Below are 25,060 nucleotides of genomic sequence, written 5' to 3' on the forward strand. Positions count from 1 at the left end.
GGACATCGACGATGCGAGTCTACGAACTGGCTAAGAAGCTCGGGATGGAAAACCGGGACCTGATCCCCGAACTCAAGCGCATGGGCATCGCCGTGGTCTCGCACAGCAGCGCCCTGGACGAGACCGCGGTCCAGAAGGCGCTCGATCGGTTCTCACCCAAGGCCAAGGGCGACGGACATGCCGCCGCCAAGCGGAGCGAGGATCACCCGGAATCGGGCAAGACCGGACTCCACAGAGGAACGGCCCAGGCGAAGGAGGCCAGGTCGGCCGTCGCGGAGGTCGCGCGGCAACCAGCCAAGGCGGGTGCGGCAAAAACGGCCCCCCTCGTTGCGGAAGAGCCCCCGAAGCCTGACAAGAAACGGATCCTGATCAAGCGTAAGAGAGCCGAGGAGGAGCTGGCCGGTGAGGCGGTCGCAGCGACCCTGCCCGAGGCCGTCGTTCCCCCTCCCAGTGCTCCGGTGGCACCTGCCGAGGGTCCCTCGGGATTGACCGTGCCGCCGGCGGTGCAGGTCTCGCCCGTCGAGGAGGCCGCCGGCGTCAGCGCGCCGGTCCATGTCCTCCCCAGAATCGAGCCTCCAAGTCCTCAGCCGGCCCCGACCATCCACCCGCCCGCTGCGCCCCCGCCTGCGGCCGCCCAGGTTCCCGTTGCTGCGACCGTCGGACTCGAAGGAGGACCGGCGGAAAAGCGCAAGCCGGGGCTCGAGGCCCTTGTCAGCGAGCCGTCCGGACTCAAGGACAAGCTCAAGAAGCCCAAGAAGCCGGGTCGGGCGCGAGACGACGAGGCGCTCCGCTTCCGGGAAGACGCAGCCCGCTGGCAGGACCTGCGGGCCATCCCGGTCCATCGGCGGGACGAACGGGCGCGACACCTTCAGCCCTCGGCCGTCACGGAGATCACCAAGCCCCGCAAAAAGACGATCAAGCTCGCCCCCGGCCTGACCGTCAAGGACTTCGCCGAGCTGGTCGGGCAGCGTCCCGGCGACATCATCAAGAAGCTCATGGAAATGGGGCAGATGCTCACCCTCAACCAGGCGATGAACCTGGATGCCGCGCAGTTGATCGCGGAGGGGATGGGGCTGAAGGCCGAGGCGGCCACCGAAAAGCAAGGCGAGGAGCTGCTGGCGGAGGCGGCCGAATGGGCCGAGGAGGAGCGGCTGGAACCGAGGCCGCCGGTCGTGACCATCATGGGGCACGTGGACCACGGCAAGACCTCCCTCCTGGACGCGATCCGGCAGACCAAGGTCACCGAGCAGGAGGCGGGCGGCATCACCCAGCACATCGGCGCCTACACGGTGCAGGTCCACGGCAAGCCGATCACGTTCCTGGACACGCCGGGGCACGAGGCCTTCACGGCCATGCGGGCGCGCGGGGCCAAGATTACGGACATCGTCGTGCTCGTGGTCGCGGCCGACGACGGGGTGATGCCGCAGACCGTCGAGGCGATCCACCACGCGACGGCCGCGAATGTCCCGATCATCGTCGCGATCAACAAGATCGACAAGCCCGGGGCCAATCCGGACCGGGTCAAGCACGCGCTGTCGGAGCACAACCTCATTCCCGAGTCCTGGGGGGGACAGACGATCTTCGCGGAGGTGTCCGCCAAGCAGAAAGTCGGGCTCGACTCGCTGCTGGAAATGATCCTGCTCCAAGCCGAGGTGCTGGAGCTGAAGGCCGATCCCCACCGCCTGGCCAAAGGCGCGGTCGTGGAGGCCAAACTGGACCGGGGGCGCGGCCCCGTGGCCACGGTGCTGGTGCAGGGCGGCACCCTGCGGGTCGGCGACGCCTTCGTCGTCGGGACGTTCAGCGGCCGCGTGCGGGCCTTGGTCACCGACACGGGCGCGAAGATCGCCGAGGCGGGGCCCGCGGTGCCGGTCGAGGTCATCGGCCTGCCGGGCGTGCCGTCGGCCGGAGAGTCGTTCATCGTCGTGAAGGACGAGCGGGTCGCGCGCGAGATCGCCGAGTCCCGCCTCCAGAAACAGCGGGCCGAGGAGCTGGCGGCGGGCGCCACGCGGGTCTCGCTCGACGACCTCTACAGCCGCATCAAGGAAGGCGAGGTCAAGGAGCTCGCCCTCGTCATCAAGTCGGACGTGCAGGGTTCGGCCGAGGCCTTGTCCAGCGCGGTCGAAAAGCTGTCCGGCGCCGCCGTGAAGCTGCAGGTGATCCACGCCGGCGTGGGGGGCATCACGGAGACCGACGTCCTGCTGGCTTCGGCTTCCCGGGCCATCATCATCGGGTTCAACATCCGGCCCGAGCCCAAGGCCGCGGCCCTGGCCGAGCGCGAGGGCGTGGACATCCGGCTGTACTCGGTCATTTACGACGCGATCGCCGACATCAAGGCCGCCATGGAAGGATTGCTGGAGCCGACGCTGAAGGAGCGCGTGCTGGGGCGCGCCGAAGTGCGGCAGGTGTTCACCATCCCGAAGGTCGGCGTGATCGCGGGCTGCTACGTCACCGACGGGACCATCGCCCGGGCCAGCGCCGGCGTCCGCGTGATCCGGGACCACGTCACGGTCTACGAGGGCCGGATCGGCTCGCTCCGCCGGTTCAAGGACGACGTGCGCGAAGTGCAGCAGGGCTACGAGTGCGGCATCGGCGTCGAGAACTTCGGCGACATCAAGACCGGCGATGTGCTCGAGGTCTTCGTGGTTGACAAGGTGGCGGCCAAGCTCTGAGCCGGCCTTCCCTGCCGCTCTCCATCCCCGCGCTTCCGATATGGTCATTGGGCTCTGCACGGTCGAGCTGTACATCCCGGACGGGCACTCGCTGAAGTCGAAGCGGCAGGTGCTCCTGAGCCTGAAAGACCGTCTGCGCGACAAGTTCAACGTCTCGGTCGCCGAAGTCGGCGACCAGAACTTGTGGCAGAAGGCGGTGCTCGGGATCGCCTGCGTGGCGAACGAGCGGGCCTACGTGAACCAGGTGTTGGACCAGGCGGTGAATCTGATCCGGTCCGTGCCGCCGGTCGAGTTGGTGCAATCCCGGATCGAGCTGCTGTGAAGCAGGTCAAGGTCGAGGTCAAGGCTGAGGAAAAGGGAAAATCGTCACCTCATCTTCGCTCAACCTTAGCCTCAGCCTGTCATTTGTCTATGACGAAGACGGCGTACAAGCGGGCCACCCGCGTGGCGGACCAGATCCGCATGGAAGTGGCCGACATCATCATGCGCAAGACCAAGGACCCGCGGCTGGGCCGCGTCACGGTGACGGACGTGGAGCTGACGAGCGACCTCCGGCTGGCCCGGGTCTACGTCACGGCCGGGCTCGACGCGCAGCAGGAGGCGGAAGTGTTCGCGGGGCTGGCCAAGGCGAGCGGATTCATCCGGTCGGAGCTCGGGCGACGGCTTCGCCTGCGGTACACCCCCGAGTTGAGCTTCCACAAGGATCTCAGCGGTCCCCGGGGAGACCGGATCCTCACCCTCCTGGAAGAGCTCGGCGCACAGGAACCGGCCGGGCGCTCGGAGCCGGGAACGGAACAGCACGATGAACCCTGAGTCGGGGAGGACGGCCATGGCTGAGCGCCCGCGGTCGGTCGGCTCCCGCCCGACGCCGGGAGCCGGCGTAGCGGACGGCATCCTGGTCGTCAAGAAGGCGGCCGGCTGGACCTCCCACGACGTGGTGGCCAAGCTGCGGGGCCTGCTCGGAGACCACAAGGTCGGACACGCCGGCACCCTTGATCCGGCCGCAACCGGCGTGCTGCCGGTCCTGATCGGCCGGGCGACGCGGATCGCCGAGTACCTGCTGGAGTGGGACAAAGAATACCGGGCGGTCCTCCGGCTGGGCGAGACGACGGACACCCAGGACGCGACCGGCACGATCCTCGCCCGGCGGTCGACGGAAGGGCTGACCGAGGAAGCCATCCGTTCGGCGGTCTTGGGCTTCCAGGGGCGAGTCGTCCAGTTGCCGCCGATGTATTCGGCGGTGAAGGTCGGTGGGGTCCCGCTCTACAAGGCGGCTCGCGCGGGCCGAACCGTCGCGCGCGGCCCACGCGAGGTGACGGTCTACGCGATCGAGGTGCTCGGCATCGAAGGGCGCGATGTGTCGCTCTCGGTCCGGTGCTCCAAGGGGACCTACATCCGGACGCTCTGCGCCGACATCGGCGAAGCGCTCCAGGTCGGCGGCCATTTGCTGACGTTGGAGCGGACCAGGGTCGGGCCTCTGGACATCGAGCGTGCGCTGACCGTCGAGGAGATCCAGTCCCGGTTCCTGCTCGGGCGCCTGGCCGAGGATCTGGTCACGCTCGATCAGGCCCTGGACCGGTTTCCGGCCCTCACGGTCGAGGACGCGACGGCCCGGCGGGTTCTCCACGGGGTGCCGGTCCCCCACAGGTCGGTGGCGGGGACGGAAGGCGGCCGCTCGGTGGACCTGACGGCCGGCCAGCTCGTCCGGCTGAAGGATGCAGCCGGCCGGTTGCTGGCGTTGGGTCTGGTACGGGAGCGCTCCGGCGCCCACCAGGGCGGGGGATCCGAAGGATCGGGTTGGACGATCGCCATTCAAAAAGTGTTGATGGACAGTCGGTAGAGGAACAGGAAAGGAGGAAGGACGATCCCATGGCGCTGACGAAGGAAGCAAAAACCGAAATGGTGCAGCAGCATCGGCGGCACGGGGAGGACACGGGCTCCCCGGAGGTGCAGATCGCGATTCTGACGAATCGCATCGCCTACCTGACCGAGCACTTCAAGCTCCACAAGAAGGACCACCATTCCCGGAGGGGCTTGCTGCAACTGGTCGGCCGCCGCCGGCGGTTGCTGGATTACCTTCGCGATGCGGACGAAGAGCGGTACCGGGCGGTCTTGGACCGGCTCGGGATCAGAAAGTAACGGCCGTTCAGGCGGGCGCTCGTGCAATGGGGCGCGGGCGCCGAAACAACCGCTGCACCACAGGTGAACACGGACATAGACTCGCCAGGAGCTTCGTGATGAGTGAGGCGTGATGGGTGATGGGTGGGGAAGTGACTCCCCCGAGCCCTCCCTAGGTGTCCTTCACTCATCACCGTTCACCTCTCGCCCTGGACGAGTCTATTTCTGTGGGCATCTGTGGGGCAGGAAGCACGGAGGAGAGACAAGCGTATGGCGCACGTCGTTGAGATCGAGTTGGCGGGCCGGACCCTGCGGTTGGAGACCGGGCGCATGGCCAAGCAGGCCGGCGGGGCGGTGCTGGCCTCGTACGGGGACACGGTGGTGCTGGCGACGGCGGTCGCCTCCCAGACGATCAAACCGGGGACCGATTTTTTGCCCTTGACGGTGGACTATCAGGAAAAGGCCTACGCGGCGGGCAAGATTCCCGGCGGGTATTTCAAGCGGGAGGGCCGTCCGTCGGAAAAGGAAGTGCTGACCAGCCGGCTGATCGACCGGCCGCTGCGGCCGCTGTTCCCGGAAGGCTACTACTACGAGACGCAGGTGATTGCGGCGGTCCTCTCGGCCGACCAGACCGGCTCCTCCGACGTGGTGGGCATCACGGCCGCCTCGGCGGCGGTGACGATCTCGGACATCCCGTTCGACGGGCCGGTCGCCGGGGTCAAGATCGGCCGGGTGAACGGGCAGTTCGTCATCAACCCCGACCTCGAGACCCTGGAGCGGAGCGATCTGCACCTCGTGGTGGCCGGCACGGCCGACGCGGTCATGATGGTCGAGGGAGGAGCGAGCGAGTTGCCGGAGTCGGTGATGATCGACGCGATCGAGGCGGCCCACGCGGAGATCAAGAAGATCGTAGCCAAGATCGGGGAGCTGAGGAACCTCGCCGGAAAGCCCAAGCGGACCGTCCAGACCGAGCAGATCGACCCGGCCCTGACCGAGGCCGTGCGCGAGGCCACGGCCGGGCCGATCCGGGAGGCGATCCTGATCCCGAACAAGAGCGCGCGCCAGGAGCGGCTGGACCAAGTCCGGGCGGAGGCGGTCGGCAAGCTCAAGAACGACGACCCGAATCGCGAGCGGCACGTCAAGCTCGTCTTCCACTCGCTGGAGTACGACGAGGTGCGCCGGATGATCCTCGATCGCGGGATCCGGGCGGACGGCCGGGGGCCGGCCGACATCCGGCCGGTCACCTGCGAGGTCGGAATCCTGCCGAGGACCCACGGGTCCGCCCTCTTCACCAGGGGCGAGACGCAGAGCCTGGCGGTCGTGACGCTCGGCTCCACGGAAGACGAGCAGCGCATTGACGCGCTGGAGGGCGAGTACTACCGGACCTTCATGCTGCACTACAACTTCCCCCCGTTCAGCGTCGGGGAGGCCCGGCCGCTCCGCTCTCCGGGACGGCGCGAGGTCGGGCACGGGGCGCTCGCCGAGCGGGCGCTGAAACCGGTGATCCCCACCAAGGAGGCGTTCCCGTACACGTTGCGGCTGGTGTCCGACATCCTGGAGTCCAACGGATCCTCCTCCATGGCCACCGTGTGCGGCGGCACGCTCGCGCTCATGGACGCGGGCGTGCCGATCAAAGAGCCCGTCGCGGGGATCGCCATGGGCCTGATCAAGGAAGGCGAACGGGTGGTCGTGCTGTCCGACATCCTGGGCCTGGAGGACCACCTCGGCGACATGGACTTCAAGGTCACGGGGACGAAGAACGGCGTCACGGCGCTCCAGATGGACATCAAGATTGCCGGGATTACGCCGACCCTGATGCGCCAGGCGCTGGAACAGGCCAGGACCGGCCGGCTCTACATCCTGGGACGGATGGCCGAGGCGCTGAAAGAGCCGCGCCCGAACCTCTCGCCCTTCGCGCCGCGCATCTTCACCCTCAAGATCAAACAAGACAAGATCCGCGACGTGATCGGGCCGGGCGGGAAGGTCATCCGCGGCATCATCGCGGAATGCGGGGTCAAGATCAACGTCGAGGACACGGGCGACATCTCGATCGCGGCGGTGGACGAGGCTTCGGCCAAGAAGGCCATCGAGATGATCGAGCGGCTGACCGCGGAGGTCGAGGTCGGCAAGATCTACCTGGGCACGGTCCGGAAGATCATGGACTTCGGCGCGTTCGTGGAGATCCTGCCGGGCACCGACGGGCTCGTGCACATCTCCCAGCTCGCGCACCACCGGGTGAAGTCCGTGGCGGACGAGGTCTCGGAAGGCGATCAGGTCATGGTCAAGGTGCTGGAGATCGACAAGCAGGGGAAGATTCGCTTGAGCCGCAAGGAGGCGATGGCGGCTCCCTCGGTCCCCGAGAAGTCGTAGAGGGGGCGCGTGTATCGCAAGTTCGTCCTCGGAAACGGCGTTCGGGTCGTGACCGAGCGGATTCCGGCCCTGCGGTCGGTGACGGTCGGCGTCTGGATGAACGTCGGGTCCCGCGACGAAGGTGAAGGCGAGGAAGGGCTCTCGCACTTCCTCGAGCACATGTTCTTCAAGGGGACCCGGACCCGCACGGGCACGCAGATCTCGCAGGAGATCGACGCGCTCGGCGGGGAAATGAACGCGTTTACCGGCCACGAGACCACGACCTTCTACGTCAAGGTGCTGGACCAGCAGCTCAAGCCCGCCGTGAACCTGCTCGCGGACCTGCTCCACCATTCGCGCTTCGCCGCCCAGGAGATCGAGAAGGAGAAACGGGTCGTGCTCGAGGAGATCCGCATGGTGCAGGACGACCCCGAGGATCTCGTCCAGGAAATCCACGCCGAACAGGCGATGCGGCACCATCCGCTCGGACGGCCCATCCTCGGGCGCGCGGCGACGATCCAGGCCCTCCGTCGGGAAGACCTCCTCCGGTACGTGCGCGCCCATTATCACCCGCACGACACGGTCGTCGCCGTGGCAGGAAATTTCGACCTCGGCGAGCTGGCGGACTTGCTTGAGGCCGCCTTCGGCGGGGGCGGGCGGGCCGGCCGGCCCCGAGCGGAACGCTGGCCCTCGGAGGTGCACGGGGGGCTGTTCGTCCGCCGCAAGCAGCTCGAGCAAGCCCATCTGTGCCTCGGCGTGCGGGGGGTTGCGGTTGGCCACAAGGACCGATACGCGGCCCATGCCCTGAACGCCGTGCTGGGAGGCAGCGTCAGCTCGCGGTTGTTTCAGGAGGTGCGGGAGAAGCGCGGGCTCGCCTATTCGATCTATTCGTACCTCTCCTCGTTCTCTGACAGCGGGATGCTCACGGTCTACGCGGCCACGAGACCCGGCGGAGCGGCGCACGTGGTCGAGCTGGTCTGCCGCGAGCTGACGCGGCTGCGCAAAGGGGGCGTGAGCCGCGCGGAGCTGGAGCGGACCAAGAACCAGATGAAGGGCGGACTCATGCTGAGCCTGGAGAGCTCGCACAGCCGGATGAGCAAGCTGGCCAAAGACGAGCTCTACCAAGGCCGCCATACGTCGTTGCAGGAAATGCTGTCCGAGATCGATCAGGTATGCGAGGAGCAGGTACTTCGGTTGGGCCGCGAACTGTTCGATTTCGACCGTCTGGTCGTCACGGCGCTGGGACCCGTGTCCAGGCAGGCCCTGCAGGCGACTTTTTCTTGACCGGTAAAATCGTTTAACTAATTGATAAAATTTGACTTTCCATCCACTTTCCGCCCTTGACCGGAGTGCGACATATTCCCTTGACAAGCCTGGAGCGATTAGCTACGATTGCACCCTGCTCGGCCGTAGTCTGCGAGTGACGAACACAAAGATACAGCCGTTGCGGGCGAACGAAGGGAGGTGGCGGCGGAAGCTTTCGTTCTGCGAGTGAGCGGGCTTTTTTCACCATTTTTATTTTTTGGTCCTCGTGATCGAGTCGGCTAATAGAGGGGGCTTGGTTCTTATGAAGGAGGTGCGAAGGATGAGCAGGGGCGTAATCATAGCCATCGTGTCAGTCTTTTTCGTCGCCAGTTTGGTCACCGTGGGGCTCGTGGCTGCTGCTGATGCTCCGGGCGGCGGGGCTCCGGTCCTCAAGGGGCAGACCGTGAAGACCTTGAAGGGCCGCGTCTGGTCCCAGTGGGCGGACAACCCGGAGCACGAGATCCTCTTCGGCATCCAGTATTGGAACACCGGCGAGCCGGCTTCGGGCAACCCCGCAGGCCGGGCTTCTTCCGATCTGGACGTGCGGCCTCCCGATCCGCTCTTCTCCTGCTGCGCGTGGGGCTTCGTGGGCGGGACCGAGAAAAACAACCCCTACTCCGGCTGGTACCACGCTCAGACCACGGTCCGTCTCCAAGTGAAGGACAAGGCTCTCATGGACCAGATCATCAAAGCTTCGCAGGATCTGGTGGCCCTGGAAGTGACGCTGGACGGCCGGACCGTCACCGGGTTCAAGGTCCTCAAGAAGGACTGAGCGGGCGCGTCGGCCATTATCGGATTTTTTCACACCGACTGTGTGAGGGAGGGACGTAATGATGAGAACTCATGGGAAAGGGTGGGCGGTCCTCGCCGCCGTGGCCTTGGTCGTCGGGATCGCCTCGACCGCTCTGGCTATCGAAGCGTTCCAGGAGCGGTTCGAGTGGGGTGACATGAGCAAGCCGACCACGCTGCAGGGTCGGGTCATCATCCTGGACCCCTATGACGAGGCCGTGTGGCTCAACATCGCGGTCTTCGGCGGCAACGCCGAGAGCGGGTACTTCTGGCAGAGGGTGCACCCGGGCAAGAACCTGAAGTTCTACGCGGCCAACAAGGAAGTCTGGGATCAGCTGAAGGCGATGGCCCGTCCGCACGCCGGACCGGCCGCGGCGAAGGAGGTCCCGCCGGCTTCCAACGCGACGTTGATCGAGTTCGTGGCCCAGGAAGTCGAGCAGAACCGTCGCGTGATCTCCTCGGTCAAGAAGCTCCAGGACATCGCCGGGGAGCCGGGCAAGACGCGGAGCATCATGGCCTTGAAGGCCGGCTGCGCCGACGAGACGTCGGCGGACTGCGCCAAGAAGAAGCAGGCATTCAACATGGCGCCCAAGGGGGCGGACAAGCTCCCGATGCAGTATGACGTGATGATCCCGGGCGGCAAGGTGCAGGCCGGCGGCCTGATTCCCTGGACCCCCGAATACAATAGCGGTCACTGACCCGGCCTGAGTCGTAGAAGCTCACAGGGGCGGCGCGGGGTTCCCGCGCCGCCCTTTTTATTTTCCTGGCCCCTCGCCGAGCCGCCGTTGCAAGTCGGCCAGACGATTCAAGGCCTCCAGAGGCGTCATCGAGAAGAGATCCATCTGGCGCACCTCCTCGACGATCGGATGGGGAGGCGGCAGGGAAGGATCGAGCGGCGGAATGGGTGATGGGTGATGGGTGATGGGTTCAGGGGGAACTTGAGTATTGTTTCCTGACTGCTCCAATTGGGCCAGGACCTCGCTGGCGCGACTGAGCACCGGCTGCGGGAGACCCGCCAACCGGGCGACGTGGATGCCGTAGCTCCGATCCGCCGCCCCCTCTACGATCTTCCTCAGGAACAGCACCTCTTCGTCCCGCTCGCGGACCAGCACCGTATAGTTCTTGATCCCGTCCCTCAACCTGGCCAACTCCGTCATTTCGTGGTAGTGGGTGGCGAAGAGCGCGCGGGCGCCAAGGCGGCTCCGGTCCTGGATGTGCTCGGCCACCGCCCAGGCGATGCTCAGCCCGTCGTAGGTGCTGGTCCCGCGTCCGATCTCGTCGAGGAGGATCAGGCTGCGCGCGGTCGCGCAGTTGAGGATCTGGGCCGTTTCGGTCATCTCCACCATGAACGTGCTCTGCCCGCCGGCCAGGTTGTCCGAGGCGCCGACCCTCGTGAAGATCCGGTCCACCAAGCCGATCCGGGCTGACTTGGCCGGGACGAAGGACCCGATCTGCGCCATCAAGACGATCAGGGCGACCTGCCGCAGATAGGTGCTCTTGCCCGCCATGTTCGGGCCGGTGATGATCAGGAGCCGGTTGCCCTCCAGGTCTAGGAAGGTGTCGTTCGCGATGAACCCGCCCGGGAGGTCCAGCCGCTCCACGACCGGGTGCCGGCCCTCGCTGATCTGGACGACGGCTCCTTCGTCCACCTCGGGCCGGACGTACTGGTTGAGCGCGGCCGTCTCGGCCAGAGCAGTAAGGACGTCCAGTTGGGCGAGGGCGGCTCCCATGGCCTGCAGACGCTGGGCCTCCAGCGCGAGGGTCTGCCGGACCTGCTCGAAGAGCTCCTGCTCGAGGGCTTTCAGCTTGAGGTCCGCGCCGGTCACCCGGTCCTCCAGCTCCTTCAGCTCGGGCGTCACGAAGCGCTCGGCATTCACGAGGGTCTGTTTGCGGATGTAGTCGGCCGGCACTCGGCCCAGGTTGGCCTTGGTCACCTCGATGTAATAGCCGAAAACCTGGTTGAACCGGACCTTGAGGGATTCGATGCCCGTTCGTTCCCGCTCCTTGGCCTCCAGGCCCAGGATCCATCCCTTGCCGTCCTTGCAGGTCCGCCGGAGCTCGTCCAGCGGTTCGTGATAGCCGTCCTTGATGATGCCCCCGTCCCTAATGGAATGGGGGGCCTCCGGCAGGATCGTGCGCTCGATCAGGTCGCGCACGTCGGTCAGATTGTCCCAGCCCCGGGACAGCTCCTGGAGCAGAGAGGACCGGAAGCCCGACAGCTTGGTCCCGATGTCGGGCAGCGCCTCGGCCGACTGTTTCAGGGCCAGGAGATCCCGGGGGGTGGCGGCGCCCAGCGAGATCCTGCCGCTCAGGCGCGCGATGTCCTGGACCGATTTGAGCGACGCCCGGACGGACACCCGCGAGGGAAACTCCCGGACCAGCTCCTCGACCGCGTCGAGGCGGGCCAGGATCGGCGGCGACTGCAACAACGGGCGGAGAATCCACTCGCGGAGCAGGCGGCTGCCCATGGTCGTGACGGTCCGGTCGAGGACGGCCAGCAGGGTGGTGTCCTGCCGCTGGCTGGCGCTCTCGAACAGCGGGCGGACCAGCTCGAGGTTGCGGATCGTCGCGCCGTCCAGGTGCATCTCTCCCCCGGAACGACGGACGAGCAGCCGGCGCACGTGGCCGAGCCCGCCGCTCGGCTGCGTCTCCCTGACGTATCGGATGACGGCGCCGGCAGCCTCCAGGCCCAGGCTCAGCCCCTGGCATCCGAATCCGTCCAGGGAGGCGACGCCGAACAGGTCCTGCAGGCTCTGCCTGGCCGTTTGCAGGTCGAACCAGGACCGCTCCTTGGCGCAGAATCGGATGCCCTTCTGTTCGGTGAGGAGGGTCTGCATGGGGAGCGGGAGATCGCCCGGATAGAGCAGTTCCCTGGGCTCAAGCCTGGCCAGTTCGTCGCGGAGCGCCCCATCGGCTCGGTCTCCGTCGAGTTCGGCGACCCAGAACTCGCCGGTGGAGGCGTCGAAGGCGGCGAGCCCGAACGCCGGTGCCCGGACATCCCGGCTGGACGGCGGGCGCGGCTGACGGGAGGCCGGGGCCACCGCGGCCAGGAAGTTGGACTCGGTCGCCGGCAGGAGTTCCGTATCAATGAGTGTCCCGGGCGTGTAGAGGCGGACCACCTCCCGTCGGACCAGGCCCTTGGCCTGCTTGGGGTCTTCGACCTGCTCGCAGAGCGCAACCGTCCGCCCGGCCTTCAGGAGCTTGGCGATGTACCCGGTGGCCGCATGGTAGGGGACCCCGCAGAGGGGGATCGGATCCGGGCTGGCCTTGTCGCGGGAGGTCAAGGCGATGGAGAGGAGCCGAGAGGCTTCCTGCGCGTCCTCGTAGAACATCTCATAGAAGTCGCCGACGCGGAAGAACAGGATCGCGTCCCGATACGCGCGCTTGATCTCCCGGTATTGGCGCATCAGGGGGGGCAGGTCGTGGTCACTCATCGAGCCGCTCCTCGGCCTGTTCCGGAGCCGGATGGGCTCCCGTCTGAGAGGGGCGTTTCGCGAGGATGTCGCGCAGCCGTTCTAGGTCGGCCTCGGCCTCTTGAAGCGCCTTGGTCTTGCGCCGGAGCGCGATGCGCCCCCGCACCCAGGCCGGAAACAGCAGGATGGAGGAGACGAGCAGGCCGACCACGAAGGCGCCGAGGATCGGCTTGTAGATCTCGGTGGACGCCTCACGCAGCCCGAAGAAGTATCGCAGGGTCACTTCCTGCTCCTGGTTCTGGAGGAAGAAGGACAACGAGAGCAGGAGCAGAATGGCGACCAGAATGAGCCGGATCATAGGCGCGACCTCGTCTTCTTGCCCCTTCTCCCCACGGTCCGACGGGAAGGGCCGGCTGTGGACGGCGCACCGTTCGGCTCGCCGGATGCTCCCCTGACGGATCGGAACCGAGCACGCAGCCTCCGGTAAGTCGCCTGGAGGTGCTCGGGGATGACCCGGGTCTCCGCGAACAGGGTCATGAAATTGGTGTCCCCGTTCCAGCGGGGTACGATGTGCAGGTGTACGTGGGATGCGATCCCCGCGCCGCTCACCCGTCCCAAGTTGAGCCCGACGTTGAACCCCTCCGGCCTGCTTTCCTCTCTCAGCACTTTCAGGGAGAGGCCGGTCAGCCGCATCAGGTCCAGCACGCTCTCGGGCGGCAGAGTCTCCAGACTGTCCACGTGCGCATAGGGCGCCACCATCAGGTGGCCGCTGTTGTAAGGGAAGAGGTTCATCATCACGAATCCGTGCTCTCCGCGGTGGAGCACCAGATTGGCGCGATCCCGCCTCCCTCGGCTCTTGGAGCAGAAAATGCACCCGGCTGGCCGGCTCGCGGACTTGACGTAGGTCATGCGCCAGGGCGCCCACAGGATTTTCATGTCGCGCGGGCCCCCTTCCTTCCGCCTGGAAGCCGGCCGGCCCGCCACCGCTTCGCCACTCGGGCCAGCAGGCCCCGAGCCCGCTCCCCCTTGGCGATCATGGCGATCTCCCGTTCGGTCTTGCTCCGGTGGCTGAGACGGACTTCGAGCCGGTCTCCCGCCAGATCCCCGCCGGCCTTGTCAGCCCATTCGATGGCCAGGACGGTCTGCCCGTTGAGATACTCATCGAGACCGAGGTGGGTCAACTCGCCGGGCCCCTCGATCCGATACAGATCCGCATGGGCGAGCGGGAGCCGACCGCGGTACTCGTGGATCAAGACGAAGGTCGGACTGGCCACCGCCACAGGCGGAGCCCCGAGTCCGGCGGCGAGCCCGCGGACGAGAACGGTCTTCCCGGTCCCGAGGTCGCCGAAGAGGGCGAGGACCTCTCCGCCGCGCGCGGCCTGGCCGATGACCCGACCCAAACGGTCGGTTTCAGCCGCCGAACGGGCGTGGAGACGCCATTCGGGCGACGCTGCTGGCGAGCCTCCGCGCGGCCGTGCCCGCACTGCTTCCCGCCTCCCTTGAAGGTCTTTCGATTCTCCCGGTCTACTCGCCTTGACTGACACGAGACTGGCTCACCTCGTGGCCGGCAAGGGCGAGGGCCAGGGATTGGTCAGTTGCAGCAGGGCGCGGGGAATCCGATCGAGCAGGTCTCCCGCGGTCATGCCCGCCTGGCCGAGGTCGGCAGCCGCTAGGTCCCCGGCCAGCCCGTGAACATAGGTGCTGACGCAAGCCGCTTCCCACGGGGGGAGCCGCTGGGCGAGGAAGCCGGCAATCATGCCGGTGAGCACGTCTCCGGTCCCGGCCGTGGCCATCCCAGGATTGCCGGTCGGACAGACGGCGGCTCGTCCGTCCGGATGGGCCACCACGGTCCTGGCGCCTTTCAGCAACAACACGACCCCGTGCCGTCGGGCGAACCGGGTTGCCAGGCCGATCCGGTCTTCGTTCACCATCTGGGGGGTGACGTGCTCCTCCAGCCTCGCCATCTCCCCCGGGTGCGGCGTGAGGATCAGCGGGATCTTGCATTCGCCCAGGAGCGCGGTTCGACCGGCCAGCGCGTTCAGCGCGTCGGCATCCAGCACACAGGGCCGCTCCAGCCGGCGGATCAGCGTCTGGACCAGCTCGACGGTCTCCGGGTGGGTGGTGAGGCCGGGGCCGACGGCCACCGAACTCCTCGCATGGGCGAAGGCCAGGAGGCGGTCGAGCCCGGACCTGGCCAGGGTTCTCACCTCGGTCTCCGGCATCGGCACGGTCATCACTTCCAGCAGCTTGGCTTCCAGGGTCCCGTTCACGCTCGTCGGAGTCGCCACGGTCACGAGGCCGGCCCCGACGCGGAGCGCGCCCTTGGCGGCGAGCGCGGCCGCCCCGGTCTTGCCCACCGAGCCGGCGATGATCGCAGCATGGCCGAAGGTGCCCTTGTGGGCCGAGGGGGGGCGAACCGGGAGCAGGCGCCGGATCTCCCCGGAAGTCATCAGCGTCACGCGACTGTCAACGGCGTCCACGAACGGGCCGGGAATCCCGATGTCCACGACCTCGACCGGCCCAGCGTGGTCGAGGCCTGGGCCTGTGTAGAGGCCCAGCTTGGGCTGGCCGAAGGTGACCGTGAGCGCGGCCCGCACTGCCGCGCCGAGCACCGCTCCCGTGTCCGCGTGGATTCCGGAGGGCAGGTCCACGGCGACGACGGGGGCCCGTGCGTCGCCCATCGCCTCGATGGCGGTTCGATACGGGCCGGTCACCGGCGCCGACAGGCCGGTTCCCAGGAGGGCATCCACGATCAGATCGCTCTCGCGCAAGAAATCTCTGACACGGTCGGGAGACGGCTGGGCGTGAACAGCCGAGGCGCCGGCCGCTTTGGCGAACCGCCGGTACATGGTCCTGGCGTCTCCCGCCAGGTCTCCGGGCTTGGCAAAGAGGAGGACCCGCACCGGGACGCGCTTTCGCTTCAGCCATCGCGCGACGACGAACCCGTCCCCTCCGTTGTTCCCCTTCCCGCAGCAAACCGTGACCCTCTTGCCCTTCAGCGGTCCGAAGATCCGCTCCATGGCCCTCACGACCCCAATTCCGGCCCGCTCCATCAGCGTGAGGCCGGGGATGCGGGCCTCCGCGATGGTGCGGCGGTCGAGCTGCTGCATCTGGGCGGCGGTGACGAGTTTCATGGAAGAGGGCGAACCGCCAATGGCGGGCGGCTTGTCACTCTGGTCGTCGTGTGCCCGCAAGCGGTTCGCGGTTCGCGATTAGCCGTCCTTGCTCAGGATCGCTTGGGCGACGGCGTAGTCGGCGTCGTGCGACAGGCTGACGTGGATGCTCGTCACGCCCGCCTCGCGGAGCAGGTCCCGGACCCGGCCCTCGACTTGGGCCGTGGGCCTGCCGGCGGCGTCGTTGAGGACCTGGATGTCCACCCACCGGACTCCGTTCGCCCAGCCGGTTCCCAGGGCCTTGAGCACCGCTTCCTTGACGGCGAAGCGGCCGGCCAGGGAAGCGTAGGGAGCCGCCCCTCTGAAGCAATAGTCTCGTTCGGCCTCGGTGTAGACCCGCTCGAAAAACCGATTTTGCCACCGCACCCCCAGCGCGCGGATACGATCGATGCGGACGAGGTCCAGACCGATGCCGACGATCGTCATGCGAGCAACTGTTTCATTTCCCGGACCGCCCGCTCCAGCCCGACGAGCACGGCCCGGGCGACGATGCTGTGGCCGATGTTGTATTCCACGATTTCGGGAATTTGCGTGAGGCGTTTCACGTTCCGGTAGTTCAGGCCGTGGCCCGCGTTCACCCCCATCCCCAACTTGTAGGCCAGCTTGGCGGCCTGGGCGATGGCTTCGAACTCCGTCTCCTCCTCCTTGAGCCGACGGGCGTTGGCGTAACGGCCCGTGTGCAACTCGACATAGTCCGCAGAGACCTTGTGGGCGGCCTTCACCTGGTCCAGGGCCGGCTCGATGAAGAGGCTGACCGGGATGCCTCCGTCGTGGAGGCGCTGGATGACCTCCTTGAGCCGGTCCCGCTGGCCGGCCACCTCGAGCCCCCCCTCGGTCGTCAATTCCTGGCGCCGTTCCGGGACCAGCGTGACCAGGTGCGGCTTGACGTTCAAGGCGACCTTGGTCATGGACTCCTCGGGAGCCATTTCCAGGTCGAGCTTGGTCTGGATGATCTCTCTCAGGAGGGTCAAGTCCCGGTCCTGGACGTGGCGGCGGTCCTCCCGCAGGTGCACGACGATCCCGTCCGCGCCGGCCAGCTCCACGAGCACCGCGGCGGCGACGGGATCCGGCTCGCTCCCCCCCCTGGCCTGCCTGAGCGTTGCCACATGGTCCACGTTGACCCCGAGTCTGGCCACAAGTCCCCCTTTCGGTTCTCGAGAAGACAGCGCCCGGCCCTGCCACCCTACCGGCTTTTTCCCGCAAGGTGCGAAAAGATTGGGTATTATGGCAAAAACGGGTGAGGGGAGCAAGGATCGGACCGGCGCGGCGGCACGGGGAGTGAGATCGGCGAACGCCTCTAACCCCGGAATCAAATTGACTGAATTGCACCGGTGCATTAAAATGTGGCAATTTTTCAGGGCTCTCCGTCCAGGGACGCATCAACAACAGGGGTTCGACGGCCATTCGGTTGAGGGAAGCGTGGAAGGGTTTTACCGTATAAAACGGCTTCCGCCCTACGTCTTTGCCCAGGTCCAGGCACTCAAGCTGGATGCCAGGCACAGGGGGGAGGACATCATTGACTTCGGCATGGGCAATCCCGACCAGCCGACCCCGGACCACATTGTGGACAAGCTGATCGAGGCGGCCCGAAACGGGAGGAACCATCGGTACTCGGCTTCCAAGGGCATCACGAAGCTGCGCCATGCCATCACCGGCTGGTACAAACGACGCTATGACGTGGACTTGGACCCGGAGACGGAGGCCATCGTCACGATCGGCTCGAAGGAGGGGATCGCGCACCTGGCGCTCGCGATGATCGGCCCGGGCGACGTGGTGCTGACGCCGACGCCGACCTATCCGATCCATATGTACAGCGTGATCATCGCGGGCGGGGAGGTGCGCGGGATCGAGCTGCGCCAGGACAGCGATTTTTTCGAGGACCTAACCCGGGTCTACCGCCAGACTCTGCCCAGGCCGCGCATCCTGGTCATCAATTTCCCACACAACCCGACCACGGCGGTGGTGGACCTGGAGTTTTTCAAGAAGGTGGTGGCCTTTGCGAAGGAGCACCAGGTCATCGTGATCCACGACCTGGCTTACGCCGACCTGGTGTTCGACGGCTATCGGGCGCCGAGCCTCCTGCAGGTGCCGGAAGCCAAGGACGTCGGCGTCGAGTTCTACACCCTGTCGAAGAGCTACAACATGCCGGGCTGGCGGGTCGGGTTCTGCGTGGGCAACCGCGAGGTGGTCGGGGCCCTGGGCAAGATCAAAAGCTACCTGGACTACGGCATCTTTCAGCCGGTGCAGATCGCCAGCATCATCGCGCTCAACGGGCCGCAGGATTGCGTGAAGGAAACGGTGGCCCGCTACGAGCGCCGGCGGAACGAGCTGGTGGACGGGATGAACCGGATCGGCTGGCACGTGGAGAAGCCCCGGGCCACCATGTTCGTCTGGGCGCGGATCCCCGTTCCCTACCGGGGGATGGGCTCGCTGGAGTTTTCCAAGCTGCTGTTGCGGGACGCCAAGGTGGCGGTCTCGCCCGGCGTCGGGTTCGGGGAGGGCGGAGACGAATACGTGCGGTTCGCGCTGGTCGAGAACGAGCAGCGGATCAAGCAGGCGGTGCGGGGCATCAAGAAGGTCTTGAAGCTGGACGGGGCGGAACGATGAAAGACCGGGTTCGCGTGGGCGTGATCGGGTTCGGGACGGTCGGGACCGGGGTCGCGAAGATCCTGCTCCAGAATGCCGCCTTGATCCAGCGCCGGGTGGGCGTGCCCGTCGAGCTGGCCCGGGTGGCGGATCTGGACGTGACGAGGGATCGGGGCGTGAAGCTCCCGGCCGGGGTCCTGACCGCCGACGCCCGTCAGTTGATCGAGGATGCCTCGCTCGACATCGTCATCGAATTGATCGGCGGCTACGACGCGGCGAAGCGGTTCATCCTGGACGCCATGGCCCGGGGCAAGCACGTCGTGACCGCGAACAAGGCCCTGTTGGCCGTCCACGGCGAAGAGATCTTCGACGCGGCGGCCCGCCACGGGGTGGACCTGGGATTCGAAGCCAGCGTCGGCGGCGGAATCCCGGTGATCCGGGCGTTGACGGAAGGCCTCGCGGCCAACCGCCTGTTGTCCATCTACGGGATCATCAACGGCACCTCGAACTACATCCTCAGCCGCATGACCCATGAAGGGCTCGGCTTCCAGGAGGTCCTGGCGGAAGCCCAGAAGGCCGGCTATGCGGAGGCCGATCCGACGTTCGACGTGGCCGGGATCGACTCGGCCCACAAGCTCTCGATCATGGTGAGCCTGGCCTACGGGACGCCCGTCAACGTCAAGGACATCTACACGGAGGGGATCACGCGGCTGACTCCGCTGGACATCGCCTATGCCAAGGAGTTCGGCTACCGGATCAAGCTGCTGGGCATCGCCAAGCTCCTGGAGAGCGGGCAGAGCAGCGAGATCGAGGCGCGGGTCCATCCGACGATGATTCCGCTGACCTCGCCGGTGGCGCAGGTGGAGGGGGTCTACAACGCGATCCAGCTCGTGGGGGACGCGGTCAACGACATCGTCCTCTACGGGCAGGGAGCCGGCTCGATGCCGACCGGGAGCGCGGTGGTGAGCGACGTGATCGACATCGCCCGCAACCTCCTGCGCGGGGCCTCCGGGCGCGTCCCGCCGGCTTCCTTCCAGCGGGACCAGCGCCGTCCCTTGCGCCTCCGGCCGATCGAAGACGTCACGACCTGCTACTACCTGCGTTTCATGGTGCTGGACAAGCCGGGAGTCCTCTCGCAGATCGCGGGCGTGCTGGGGCGCCACGGCATCAGCATCTCCTCGGTGCTCCAGAAGGGGCGGAAGGAGGGGCAGACGGTGCCGGTGGTCATCATGACCCACACCGCGGCGGAGCGGTCCGTCCGGGCCGCGCTCCGCGAGATCGATCCGATGGCGTTCATTTCCGAGCCCACCACGTTGATCCGCGTCGAGGGGCCGGACGAATAGATCATCCATGAGCCCCGCTCTTCCCAGGCGAGTCCCCGCGACGGTGCGTCGTCCATGATCCGATGGCGCGGTGTGATCGAGGAGTACCGGAAGTTCCTGCCGGTGACGGAGAAGACCCCCGTCGTGACGCTGGGCGAGGGGAACACGCCGCTCATTCCGGCCGCGCGGCTGGCCCGCAAGATCCGTCCGGGGATCGAGCTCTACCTGAAGTACGAAGGCGCCAACCCCACCGGCTCCTTCAAGGACCGGGGGATGACGCTGGCGATCTCGAAAGCGCTGGAAGCGGGAGCCAAGGCCGTGATCTGCGCCTCGACCGGGAATACCTCGGCCTCGGCGGCGGCCTACGGAGCGCGGGCCGGCCTGGCCGTGTACGTGCTGATTCCGGCGGGCAAGATCGCGCTGGGCAAACTGTCCCAGGCCATGATGCACCAGGCCACGGTCATCCAGATCGAGGGAAACTTCGACCAGGCCCTCGCGATCGTCAAGGAGATCGCGGCGGCCTATCCGATCGAGCTGGTCAACTCGATCAACCCGTTCCGGATCGAGGGGCAGAAGACGGCGGCGATGGAGGTCTGCGACCGGCTCGGCAGCGCGCCGACCTTTCATGTCCTGCCGGTGGGAAACGCCGGCAACATCACGGCCTACTGGCGCGGGTATCGGGAATACCTGGCCGCAGGCCAGATCACCCGCGCGCCGCGCATGATGGGATTCCAGGCTGCGGGCGCGGCGCCGATCGTGCTCGGTCGGATCGTAGAGAATCCCCAGACCGTCGCGACGGCGATCCGCATCGGCAACCCCGCCAGTTGGAAGGGGGCGCTGCAGGCGGTGGAGGAGTCCTCGGGCCAGATCGACATGGTGACGGACGAGGAGATTCTCAAGGCTTACCAACTGGTGGCGGCCGAGGAGGGGGTCTTCTGCGAGCCGGCCTCGGCGGCCTCGGTGGCCGGCGCGATCAAGTTGGGCGCGAAGGGGGCCTTCCAAGAGGGGGACCGGATCGTCTGCACCTTGACCGGCCACGGTCTGAAGGATGCGGACACGGCCATCGGCGTGTCGCGCGAGCCGCTGACGATCAAGGCCAGCCGAGACGAGGTCATCCGTCTGCTGAAGCTGTGAAGCGAGTCGCTTCACGAGATACGAACGACGAGGGACAAACAGGATGAAGTACGTGATCCTGCACGGCGAAGGGATGGTGGACGGACCGCACAAGGATCTGGGCGGCAAAACGCCGCTTCAAGCGGCGGCCACGCCGAACATGGACGGGCTGGCCAAGACGGGCGAGTTGGGGCTGGCCGTGATCGCCACGGAGGGGGTGACCGCCGGGCGTCCGCTGAGCGCCCTGGCTTTTCTGGGATACGACCTGCGGAAGTACCAGTCCGGGCTGGCTCCGTTCGAAGCGGCCAGTCAGGGGGTCGCACTGGGGGAGCACGACGTGGCCTTCCGATGCAGCCTCGTGACGTTGCGATCAGGCGCGCCCAAGGGGAAAGCCGAGGCCTTCGACGAGATCAAGAAGCTCGGCCCCCAGGTCGTGATGGACGATGCCGCCGCGGGAGGGGTCTCCAACGACCAGGCGCGGGAGGTGATCGACGCGATCAACGAGCAACTGGGGTCCGAAGCGATCCAGTTCTATCCCGGCGAAGGGCACCGGAACTTGATGGTTTGGGTCGGAGGCAAGGCCAGGGCGACCTGTCATGATCCGAGGGAAGTGGCCGGGCAGGCGATCGGCCCGTTCTTGCCGACCGGCGACGGAGCCGACATCCTCCGCAAGGTGATGGAGTCCTCGCTCGTCATCCTGCAAGGCCATCCGGTCAACCTCGAGCGGCGGGACGCGGGGCTCAAGCCGGCCAACTGCATCTGGCTCTGGGCGCCGGGCCGGGCGCCCAAGATCCCGAAGCTCACGGAGCGGTACCAGCTCACGGGAGCGATCGTGTCGGGCAGAGAATTGGTCCGGGGGATCGGGATCTACGCCGGGCTCGACGCGGTCAGTCCGTCCGGCTCCGCGGAAGCGGGCGAAACGGACTTCCTCGCCCTCGCCGAGGCGGGGCTGCGCGAATTGGAGAAAAAGGATCTCGTGTATGTGCACGGGAAGATGCCGTCCGACGTGGCGCGGGGAGCGGATCCCAAGGCCAAGGTCAAGGTCGTGGAGGAGTTCGATCGGAAGCTCGTCGGGACTCTCCTCGACGGCCTGTCGAAGCTGGGATCCTACCGGCTCGTGCTCGTGTGCGACCGACCGTCTGTCGGCAAGCCCGACCAGCCGGCCTCCCCGGCCCTGTATGTCTTGAGCGAGGGGCCGGGCGGGGCGGCCAAGGGCCGAGGGGGCTTCAACGAGGCCGACGCGGAGGCGGCTGGCGCCGGGGCGCGTGACGCCACCAGGCTGATCAACCGGCTCTTGAACAAGGGGTGAGAAAAAGAAGCTGACAGCTTCTTGTGAGACATGGCGCTCATCGTCCAGAAATACGGCGGCACGTCGGTCGGGAACGTCGAGCGAATTCACCGCGTGGCCGACCAGGTCGCGGAAGCCAAGAAGGCCGGCCACGACTTGGTCGTGGTGGTCTCCGCTATGAGCGGCGAGACGGACCGGCTCATGCGCCTCGCGCACGAGGTGACGCCGAACCCGGACGAACGGGAGATGGACATGCTGCTCTCCACGGGCGAGCGGGTCACGATCGCGCTGCTGGCGATGGACCTGCGGGGGCGCGGCCTCGACGCCCGGTCGTTCACGGGGCGCCAGGTCGGCATCCTCACCGACAGCACCCATACGAAGGCCCGGATCACGCGGGTGACGGCGGAGCGGATCAAGGAGGCGCTGGCCGAAGGCGCCATCCCCATCGTCGCCGGGTTCCAGGGCATCAACGAGCGGTCGGACGTGACGACGCTGGGGCGCGGCGGGTCCGACCTGACCGCCGTCGCGCTGGCGGCGGCGCTGAAGGCGGATCGCTGCGTCATCTACACGGACGTGGACGGGGTCTACACGGCGGACCCGAACGTCGTGCCGACGGCCCGTCGGCTGGACAAGGTCTCCTACGAGGAGATGCTCGAGCTGGCCAGCCTCGGGGCCAAGGTGTTGCAGAGCCGGTCGGTGGAATTTGCGGCCAAGCACGGGGTGCCGGTGGAAGTCAAATCCAGCTTCAAGGGGGGGCAGGGAACGCTCGTGACAAAAGAGGATGCCGACATGGAACGGGTGCTGGTCTCCGGCGTGACCGGGGATCGGAATCAGGCCAAACTCACGATCATCGGGGTGCCGGACCGGCCGGGCATCGCGGCGCGCATCTTCGGCCCGGTGGCCGAGGCCAACATCGTCGTGGACATGATCATCCAGAACGTGAGCCAGGCCTCGCTGACCGACATCTCCTTCACGGTCCCGCGGGCGGATCTCCGGAAGGCGGTGGACCTGGTCCAGCGGATCGCCAAGGAGATCGACGCGAAGTCGGTGGCGGTCACGGAAGCGATCGCGAAGGTGTCGCTGGTGGGGGTCGGGATGCGGTCGCACTCGGGGGTGGCGGCCCGCATGTTCGAAGTGCTCTCCCGCGAGGGCATCAACATCATGATGATCAGCACCTCCGAGATCAAGATCTCCTGCGTGATCGACGAGAAGTACCTGGAGCTGGCCATGCGCGCGCTGCACGGCGCGTTCGGGCTGGACCAGGCTCCTGCGTGATGCGGGGCGAGGCGGAGAGGCCGTGCAGAAGCTGGAAATCTACGACACGACGCTGCGGGACGGGGCCCAGGCCGAAGACGTCAGTTTTTCGGTCGACGACAAGGTGCTGATCGCCCAGAAGCTGGACGAGCTGGGCGTCCAGTACATCGAGGGGGGCTGGCCCGGGGCGAACCCCAAAGACATCGAGTTCTTCCGCGTCGCCAAGACGCTGCCGCTCAAGCACGCCACGGTGGTGGCGTTCGGCGCCACCCGCAAGGCCAGCAACCCGGTGCAGAAGGACCCGAACCTCCAGGCCCTGCTCGCAGCCGAGACCCGTACGATCACGCTGTTCGGCAAGAGCTGGGGGCTCCACGTCACCGACGCGCTGGGCATCACGCTGTCCAAGAACCTGGAGCTCATCGGCGACTCGATCGCCTACCTGCGGGAGAAGGGGCGCCGGATCTTCTACGACGCGGAGCATTTTTTCGACGGCTACAAGGCGGACCCCGACTACGCATTGCGCACGATCAGGCAGGCGGTCGAAGCGGGCGCGGAGCGCGTGATCCTGTGCGACACGAACGGGGGCACGATGCCCTGGGAGGTCCGGGCGATCTGCGAGGCGGTCAAACGGGAGTGCGGGGTCCCGCTGGGCATCCACGCGCACAACGACACCGAGATGGCGGTGGCGAACTCGCTGGTGGCGGTGGAGACCGGCGTCGTCCAGGTCCAGGGGACGATCAACGGCATCGGGGAACGGTGCGGGAACGCGAACCTCTGCTCGATCGTGCCGAACCTGGAGCTCAAGATGAGGCGGACGATCCTGGGCGACCGCCGGCTGGCCCACCTGCGCGAGGTCTCCCACTTCGTCAGCGAGATCGCCAATCTGATTCCGAACAAGCACCAGCCCTACGTGGGCGACGCCGCCTTCGCCCACAAGGGCGGGGTCCACATCCACGCCGTGCAGAAGAATCCGGCGACCTACGAGCACGTCATCCCCGAAAAGGTCGGAAACCGGCAGCGGATGCTCGTGTCGGATTACTCGGGACGCAGCGGGCTGGTGGCGAAAGCGGAGACTTACGGGATCAAGCTGCCGAAGGACAACGTCAAGGCGCAAGAGCTCCTGACGACGCTGAAGGACCTGGAGAGCCAGGGGTACCAGTTCGAGGGGGCGGAGGGGTCGCTGGAGCTGCTGCTGCGAAAGGCGCTCGGCAAGCACAAGCCCTCCTTCGAGCTGCTCGGCTTCCGGGTGATCGTGGAAAAGCGCAAGGCCGGGGAGGGGGCGATCTCGGAGGCGACCGTGATGGTCAAGGTCGGGGACGCGATCGAACATACGGCCGCCGTCGGTGCCGGGCCGGTGAACGCGCTGGACCATGCGCTGCGCAAGGCCCTCGAGAAGTTCTACCCGGAGCTGTCGGAGGTCAAGCTGCTGGACTACAAGGTCCGCGTGCTGGCCGCCAGCCAGGGGACCGCCGCCAAGGTGCGCGTGCTGCTGGAGTCGGGCGACCACAAGGAGAAGTGGGGAACGGTCGGGGTCTCGGAAAACATCATGGAGGCCAGCTGGCAGGCGCTGGCGGACAGCATCGAGTACAAGCTCTTGTCGCGGGACCGCTGACCGGCGCTCCGCCGCCATCCCCCGTTTCCCGGTCCCTCTGTCAGGAATTCTCTTGACTCCTGTCGTAAC

The 25,060-nt window shown here is 66.9% G+C and carries 22 protein-coding genes; 15 read left to right on the forward strand and 7 right to left on the reverse strand.

Features of this window, described 5'->3' with window-relative positions; genetic code table 11:
- Positions 1-11: 11 nt before the first annotated feature.
- The 9 genes from infB (at position 12) to AB1411_08935 (ending at position 9,928) form a co-directional block, all read left to right on the forward strand.
- On the forward strand, positions 12-2,669 hold the full coding sequence (infB, locus tag AB1411_08895) for a translation initiation factor IF-2 (GenBank protein MEW6543716.1): 2,658 nt from the start codon (positions 12-14) through the stop codon (positions 2,667-2,669).
- A gap of 40 nt (positions 2,670-2,709) precedes the next feature.
- Positions 2,710-2,991, forward strand: coding sequence for a DUF503 domain-containing protein (locus tag AB1411_08900; protein MEW6543717.1), 282 nt, complete (start codon positions 2,710-2,712; stop codon positions 2,989-2,991).
- A gap of 89 nt (positions 2,992-3,080) precedes the next feature.
- The gene (rbfA, locus tag AB1411_08905; protein MEW6543718.1) at positions 3,081-3,482 is read left to right on the forward strand and encodes a 30S ribosome-binding factor RbfA; all 402 of its coding nucleotides are present in this window, start codon (positions 3,081-3,083) and stop codon (positions 3,480-3,482) included.
- A 16-nt stretch (positions 3,483-3,498) separates the two neighbouring features.
- The gene (gene truB / locus AB1411_08910; protein ID MEW6543719.1) at positions 3,499-4,509 is read left to right on the forward strand and encodes a tRNA pseudouridine(55) synthase TruB; all 1,011 of its coding nucleotides are present in this window, start codon (positions 3,499-3,501) and stop codon (positions 4,507-4,509) included.
- Between the two features lie 29 nt (positions 4,510-4,538).
- Entirely contained in the window at positions 4,539-4,808 is a 270-nt protein-coding gene (rpsO, locus tag AB1411_08915) for a 30S ribosomal protein S15 (GenBank protein MEW6543720.1), read from the forward strand.
- A 249-nt stretch (positions 4,809-5,057) separates the two neighbouring features.
- Positions 5,058-7,157, forward strand: coding sequence for a polyribonucleotide nucleotidyltransferase (gene pnp, locus AB1411_08920; protein ID MEW6543721.1), 2,100 nt, complete (start codon positions 5,058-5,060; stop codon positions 7,155-7,157).
- A gap of 9 nt (positions 7,158-7,166) precedes the next feature.
- On the forward strand, positions 7,167-8,420 hold the full coding sequence (locus AB1411_08925; protein ID MEW6543722.1) for a pitrilysin family protein: 1,254 nt from the start codon (positions 7,167-7,169) through the stop codon (positions 8,418-8,420).
- A gap of 301 nt (positions 8,421-8,721) precedes the next feature.
- Positions 8,722-9,213, forward strand: coding sequence for a hypothetical protein (locus AB1411_08930; GenBank protein ID MEW6543723.1), 492 nt, complete (start codon positions 8,722-8,724; stop codon positions 9,211-9,213).
- Positions 9,214-9,274: 61 nt separating this feature from the next.
- Positions 9,275-9,928, forward strand: coding sequence for a hypothetical protein (locus AB1411_08935; protein MEW6543724.1), 654 nt, complete (start codon positions 9,275-9,277; stop codon positions 9,926-9,928).
- A gap of 57 nt (positions 9,929-9,985) precedes the next feature.
- On the opposite strand, the gene mutS is transcribed toward AB1411_08935, so the two are convergent.
- The 7 genes from mutS to AB1411_08970 form a co-directional block, all read right to left on the reverse strand.
- Positions 9,986-12,664, reverse strand: coding sequence for a DNA mismatch repair protein MutS (gene mutS, locus AB1411_08940; GenBank protein MEW6543725.1), 2,679 nt, complete (start codon positions 12,662-12,664; stop codon positions 9,986-9,988).
- Positions 12,657-13,001 carry a LapA family protein gene (locus AB1411_08945; protein MEW6543726.1) on the reverse strand — a complete coding sequence of 115 codons (345 nt, stop codon included), beginning with the start codon at positions 12,999-13,001 and terminating at the stop codon, positions 12,657-12,659. The genes mutS and AB1411_08945 overlap by 8 nt, the downstream gene beginning before the upstream one ends.
- On the reverse strand, positions 12,998-13,579 hold the full coding sequence (locus AB1411_08950; GenBank protein MEW6543727.1) for an HIT domain-containing protein: 582 nt from the start codon (positions 13,577-13,579) through the stop codon (positions 12,998-13,000). Before AB1411_08950 ends, AB1411_08945 begins: the two co-directional genes overlap by 4 nt.
- On the reverse strand, positions 13,576-14,187 hold the full coding sequence (tsaE, locus tag AB1411_08955; protein MEW6543728.1) for a tRNA (adenosine(37)-N6)-threonylcarbamoyltransferase complex ATPase subunit type 1 TsaE: 612 nt from the start codon (positions 14,185-14,187) through the stop codon (positions 13,576-13,578). Before tsaE ends, AB1411_08950 begins: the two co-directional genes overlap by 4 nt.
- A gap of 9 nt (positions 14,188-14,196) precedes the next feature.
- A complete protein-coding gene (locus AB1411_08960) occupies positions 14,197-15,777 on the reverse strand; it encodes an NAD(P)H-hydrate dehydratase (protein ID MEW6543729.1) in 1,581 nt (526 codons plus the stop codon).
- Positions 15,778-15,855: 78 nt separating this feature from the next.
- On the reverse strand, positions 15,856-16,242 hold the full coding sequence (acpS, locus tag AB1411_08965) for a holo-ACP synthase (protein MEW6543730.1): 387 nt from the start codon (positions 16,240-16,242) through the stop codon (positions 15,856-15,858).
- The gene (locus AB1411_08970; GenBank protein MEW6543731.1) at positions 16,239-16,952 is read right to left on the reverse strand and encodes a pyridoxine 5'-phosphate synthase; all 714 of its coding nucleotides are present in this window, start codon (positions 16,950-16,952) and stop codon (positions 16,239-16,241) included. The genes acpS and AB1411_08970 overlap by 4 nt, the downstream gene beginning before the upstream one ends.
- A 283-nt stretch (positions 16,953-17,235) precedes the next feature.
- Between AB1411_08970 and alaC the strand changes: the two genes are divergently transcribed.
- From alaC to cimA, 6 genes are read left to right on the forward strand one after another with little or no spacing between them, the layout of a single operon-like run.
- The gene (gene alaC, locus AB1411_08975) at positions 17,236-18,423 is read left to right on the forward strand and encodes an alanine transaminase (GenBank protein ID MEW6543732.1); all 1,188 of its coding nucleotides are present in this window, start codon (positions 17,236-17,238) and stop codon (positions 18,421-18,423) included.
- Positions 18,420-19,745 carry a homoserine dehydrogenase gene (locus AB1411_08980; protein ID MEW6543733.1) on the forward strand — a complete coding sequence of 442 codons (1,326 nt, stop codon included), beginning with the start codon at positions 18,420-18,422 and terminating at the stop codon, positions 19,743-19,745. The genes alaC and AB1411_08980 overlap by 4 nt, the downstream gene beginning before the upstream one ends.
- A 54-nt stretch (positions 19,746-19,799) precedes the next feature.
- Positions 19,800-20,858, forward strand: coding sequence for a threonine synthase (gene thrC, locus AB1411_08985; protein MEW6543734.1), 1,059 nt, complete (start codon positions 19,800-19,802; stop codon positions 20,856-20,858).
- A gap of 43 nt (positions 20,859-20,901) precedes the next feature.
- Positions 20,902-22,146, forward strand: a complete 1,245-nt coding sequence (locus tag AB1411_08990) for a phosphoglycerate mutase (protein ID MEW6543735.1) — start codon at positions 20,902-20,904, stop codon at positions 22,144-22,146.
- Positions 22,147-22,176: 30 nt separating this feature from the next.
- Positions 22,177-23,400, forward strand: coding sequence for an aspartate kinase (locus tag AB1411_08995; GenBank protein ID MEW6543736.1), 1,224 nt, complete (start codon positions 22,177-22,179; stop codon positions 23,398-23,400).
- A 22-nt stretch (positions 23,401-23,422) separates the two neighbouring features.
- Positions 23,423-24,991 carry a citramalate synthase gene (gene cimA, locus AB1411_09000; protein ID MEW6543737.1) on the forward strand — a complete coding sequence of 523 codons (1,569 nt, stop codon included), beginning with the start codon at positions 23,423-23,425 and terminating at the stop codon, positions 24,989-24,991.
- Positions 24,992-25,060 lie beyond the last annotated feature (69 nt).

The organism is Nitrospirota bacterium, from assembly GCA_040757595.1.
Taxonomy (GTDB): Bacteria; Nitrospirota; Nitrospiria; order Nitrospirales; family Nitrospiraceae; genus JBFLWP01.